The sequence below is a fragment of the Sulfuritalea sp. genome (assembly GCF_031426875.1).
Taxonomy (GTDB): domain Bacteria; phylum Pseudomonadota; class Gammaproteobacteria; order Burkholderiales; family Rhodocyclaceae; genus Sulfuritalea.
The window spans coordinates 23,508-27,591 of record NZ_JASJPC010000054.1; the positions used below are offsets into that span (position 1 = coordinate 23,508).

Here is a 4,084-nt window from a genome sequence, read left to right on the forward strand (position 1 = left end):
ACGGCGGCGGCGCCGAAGTCGTGATCAACGCCGGGTTGCTGCGCAAGACCGTGGCCAGCGGCACCACGACAGTGACTGGCGTAGTCGACTTCAACAACACCACCAGTGGCGTGGTGGAAGTTCAGACCGGAACGCTGCAGATCGACGGCTTCAGCGGGGGCACCAACAGCGGGGTGATCGACCTTGCCGCCGCGGCGACGCTGGGCACCAACGGCAGCGCGCTGCTCAATGCGGCGGGCGGAATCATTCGCGGCAACGGAACGCTCAACCTGGCTGCGGCGACCTTGAGCAACGATGGCCTCATTGCGCCGGGCGCGGCAAGCGGGACCACCATCGGCACGCTGTCGATTACCGGCAATCTGGCCAACAACGCCGGTGGCACCATCGAAGCCGGACTTGGCGGCGCCACGGCCGGCACCGGCCATGACCAGATCATCGTCTCCGGTACCGTCACCCTCGGCGGCATCCTCAATGCTCCGCTCGTCAACGGCTTCACGCCCAGCAATCAGAGTTTCGACATTCTCACCGCAGGCTCGGCGAGCGGCAGTTTCGCCACCAGCAACCTGCCCAGTGGGGTCAATGGCGCCATCGTCGGCAATCTCTACCGCCTCACGCACACTGGCGTGATCTGCGGCGGCATCTGCTGGGATGGCGGCGGCGGCAACAGCAACTGGTCCATCGCCGCCAATTGGACCGGAGATGCTTTGCCGAGTAGTGCGGATGTCGCCTACCTCAACCTGGTTGCCGGAGTCACGGTCAATCTTGCCGACAGTCAAACCATCAAGGGCTTGAACTCGACTGCGAACAATCACCTGACCATCGCTGCGGGCGGCGCGCTTACCCTGATCGATCCCGGCACCACCTCGACATTGGCCGGAAATCTCACCATCAGCGGCGGCACGCTCACCGCCAACGGGCCTATGTCACTGGCAAACCTCACCCAGTCGTCCGGCACATTGAGCGGTGCCGGCGCCGTTTCGGCGGGGATTTTCAACTGGACCGGTGGAACGTTAACCGGGACCGGCGCCATCACCGTGAATTCGGCGCTGAACATGCCTGCCGGAGTCACGTCGAATGCTTGGAACTACACCTTCCTGGATGGCAAGTCGCTGATCAACAACGGCACGGCGACGCTCGGATCGAATCAGGATCAGGGCGGAAACGGCGCGGATCTGCGGCTGCTGAACGGCGCGGCCATTTTTAACGCCGGCACCTGGGACATCAACTACGCCAACATCAACAGCACCGGTGTCAACAGCTTCAACAACTCCGGCACGCTGAACGTCGGCGCATTGGGCAATGGCGGCACCATCAACGCGGCAATCGACAGCAGCGGTGCGCTGAACGTGCTGAACAACGGCTTGAACCTGTTTGGGGGGGGCGGTGTCACCGGGGATCTTTCTGTCAGCGGCGGTACGCTGGCGGGCACGATCGATCTCGCCCCGGCGAACTTCTCGCTCGGTACAGGGGCGGCAGTTGCGACCACAGGAAGTCTTGCCGTCACCAACAGCTTCAGCGATGCGGGAGGCAGTTTCAGCGGCACCTTCTCATCGATCGACATCACCCAGTCGAGCGGCGCCCTGACGGTGCCGGCTCTGACGGCGGCCAACGCCATTACCCTGAGCGCGCCGACTGGCACGGTGACCCTCAATGGCGTCCAGACCACCACGGCGGCAAACAGCAGCATCGTGATCGAGGGCAGCGGATTTGCCAATGCGGTGGGCACGGGAGCATTCTCGGTCGGTGCTGGAGGGCGCTGGCTGGTGTATGCGTCCGATCCCGGATCGGTCACCAAGAACGGTCTGACTTCGGACTTTCGGCGCTACAGCAACAGTCTGGGCGCCCTGAGCGCGACGGGCAACGGTTTCATCTATGCATCTGCGGCCGGAACGCTGTCTGTCGATACGACGCTGACGGGCAGCGCCAACCATGTTTACGGCGATGCGCCGACCGCCAGTTTTGGCTACACACTGACAGGATTTGCCGATGCCGAGGACAATGCCGCAAACATCGGGATTGCCGGGGCGCCCGGCTTGAATATTCCGGCACCTGCGTCTGCCAGCGATGTGGGCAACTATACCCTGAACTATGCCAGCGGATTATCGAGCGGCGCGGGTTATACCTTCAGCGCTGGAACAGGGCTGGCCTATAACGTCACCCAGGCGCCGCTCAGCATTTCGGCCAGCAATCAGGGCAAGGTCTACGGTGACACGCTCAGCTTTGCCGGCACCGAATTTGTCGCCACCGGCCTGAAGAACAGCCAGACAGTGGGCAGTGTCACCCTGGCCAGCAGCGGTGCGGACGCGCTGGCCGGCGTCGCTGGCTCACCGTATGCGATCACCGCCGGCGCTGCCACGGGCGGCAGCTTCAATCCCGCCAATTACAGCGTCACTTATGCCGATGGCGCGCTGGCCGTCACGCCGCGACCGCTGACGGTCAGTTTCGTGCCGGCAACCAAGACCTACGACGGCAACGTGACTGCAACAGTTGGCGGCTACACGCTGAACAATCTGGCGAACGGTGATTTGCCGGGCGTGGTAGCGACCGCCGCCTATGACAGCCGCAACGTCGGTGCAACGAAGACAGTCAGCTACAGCGGGCTTGCGCTTACCGGGGGAAAGACATCCGACTACAGCCTGCCGGCAGCGGCGACCGGCAGCGGCAGCATCACGCCACTGGCGAGCGTGGCCTGGACCGGCGGCAGCAGCGGCAACTGGTCGACGGCGTCGAACTGGGCCGGCAATGCGCTGCCGGACGGCAGCAATGTCCTCACCGTCAGCATCCCGTCCGGCACGGCGGTGAGCTTCGATGCCGCCACCGCCGCGACGCAAGTCAACAGCGTGACTGTGGGCAGCGGCGGCGGCTTCATCATGGCCGGGAGCAGCCTCGGCATCGCCGGCAGCCTCAGCACGCCGGCTTATACCCAGAGCGGCGGAATCCTCAACGGCGCCGGGACGCTGAATGTCAGCGAGAGCTTCAGCAAGAGCGGCGGCAGCCTGGCGCTTTCCGGTGCGATCAATATCACCCAGGCGGCGGGCGCGCTGACCATCGTCAATGACGCACCGCTGATCCTCGGCGCGGTAAGCACGGCCAGCGGCAACATCCTGGTCGATGCCAGCGGCGGCATCTTCACCACCGCGTCGCCGGTCAGTGCCAATGGTGGCTCGCTGGCATTCACCGCGCACAGCCCGATCCATATCGGCAGCGGTGGTCTCGCCGCCGCCGCAGACCTGAGCCTGAGCGCACCGACGCCGTCGCCGGCCAGCACCATCACCCTGGATGGCCCGCTCGCCGCAGGCGGCGCGGTGAGTGTTTCGGCCTATGGCACGATTGCGCAGAACGCCGGCATCCAGGGTCAGACTATCGCGCTGACCAGCAGCAGCGGCGACATCGTGCTTGCCGGCGGCGCCGTGAGCAGTGTTCCGGCCGGCGGCAGCATCAGCTACAGCGCGACTGCCGGCAGCATCACGTCGAGCCCGGCCAACTTTGCCGGCGCGACACCTTCTTTCGTCAGTTCGGCCGGGACGTTTGCCGACACCGGCGAGACCGCGACCAAGGACATCGTTACCACGCTCACCAAGACCACGGAAGCGCTGGCCGACGACCCTGTCGTGACAGAGACTGTGCTGTCCCCGGCGACTACTGAAACGTCCGCCGATTCCATCATGCTGTCCTCGCTTTCGCAGACCACCGGCGGCGATACCGGAACCTTTGGCGCAAGCCCCGAGCAGGAAGTTGGCGCTGGCGGCACGGCGACCAGCCCGGCGCCGGCGGGCGAACCCCCAGCGCCGGAGAGCACGCCGGCGAAGCCCGAAGCGTCCAGTGCAGCCAGCAAGGATAAGGACGAAAAGAAGGACGAGACCAAGGACGAAACTAAGGACGAAACTAAGGACGAAACTAAGGACGAAAAGAAGAAGCGGAAGGACGATCAGAAGCCGGAGAAGAAAGACGAGCGTCGCGCGGCAGCGAAGAAGGTCGCCCAATGCACCTGACCTCGACCGCAGTCCGCGTCGACCGGACTAGTACGCAGACATGTTGAAACCGATGGATGCAGGAGCGAGCTTGCTCGCGATAGCGGCTTATC

At 64.5% G+C, this 4,084-nt stretch carries 1 protein-coding gene; it reads left to right on the forward strand.

What is annotated here, in order from left to right; all coding sequences use genetic code 11:
* Positions 1-3,992: YDG domain-containing protein (locus RMO95_RS20645; RefSeq protein ID WP_310452565.1), on the forward strand; the 3,992-nt coding region annotated here is incomplete at its 5' end.
* Positions 3,993-4,084: the final 92 nt, after the last annotated feature.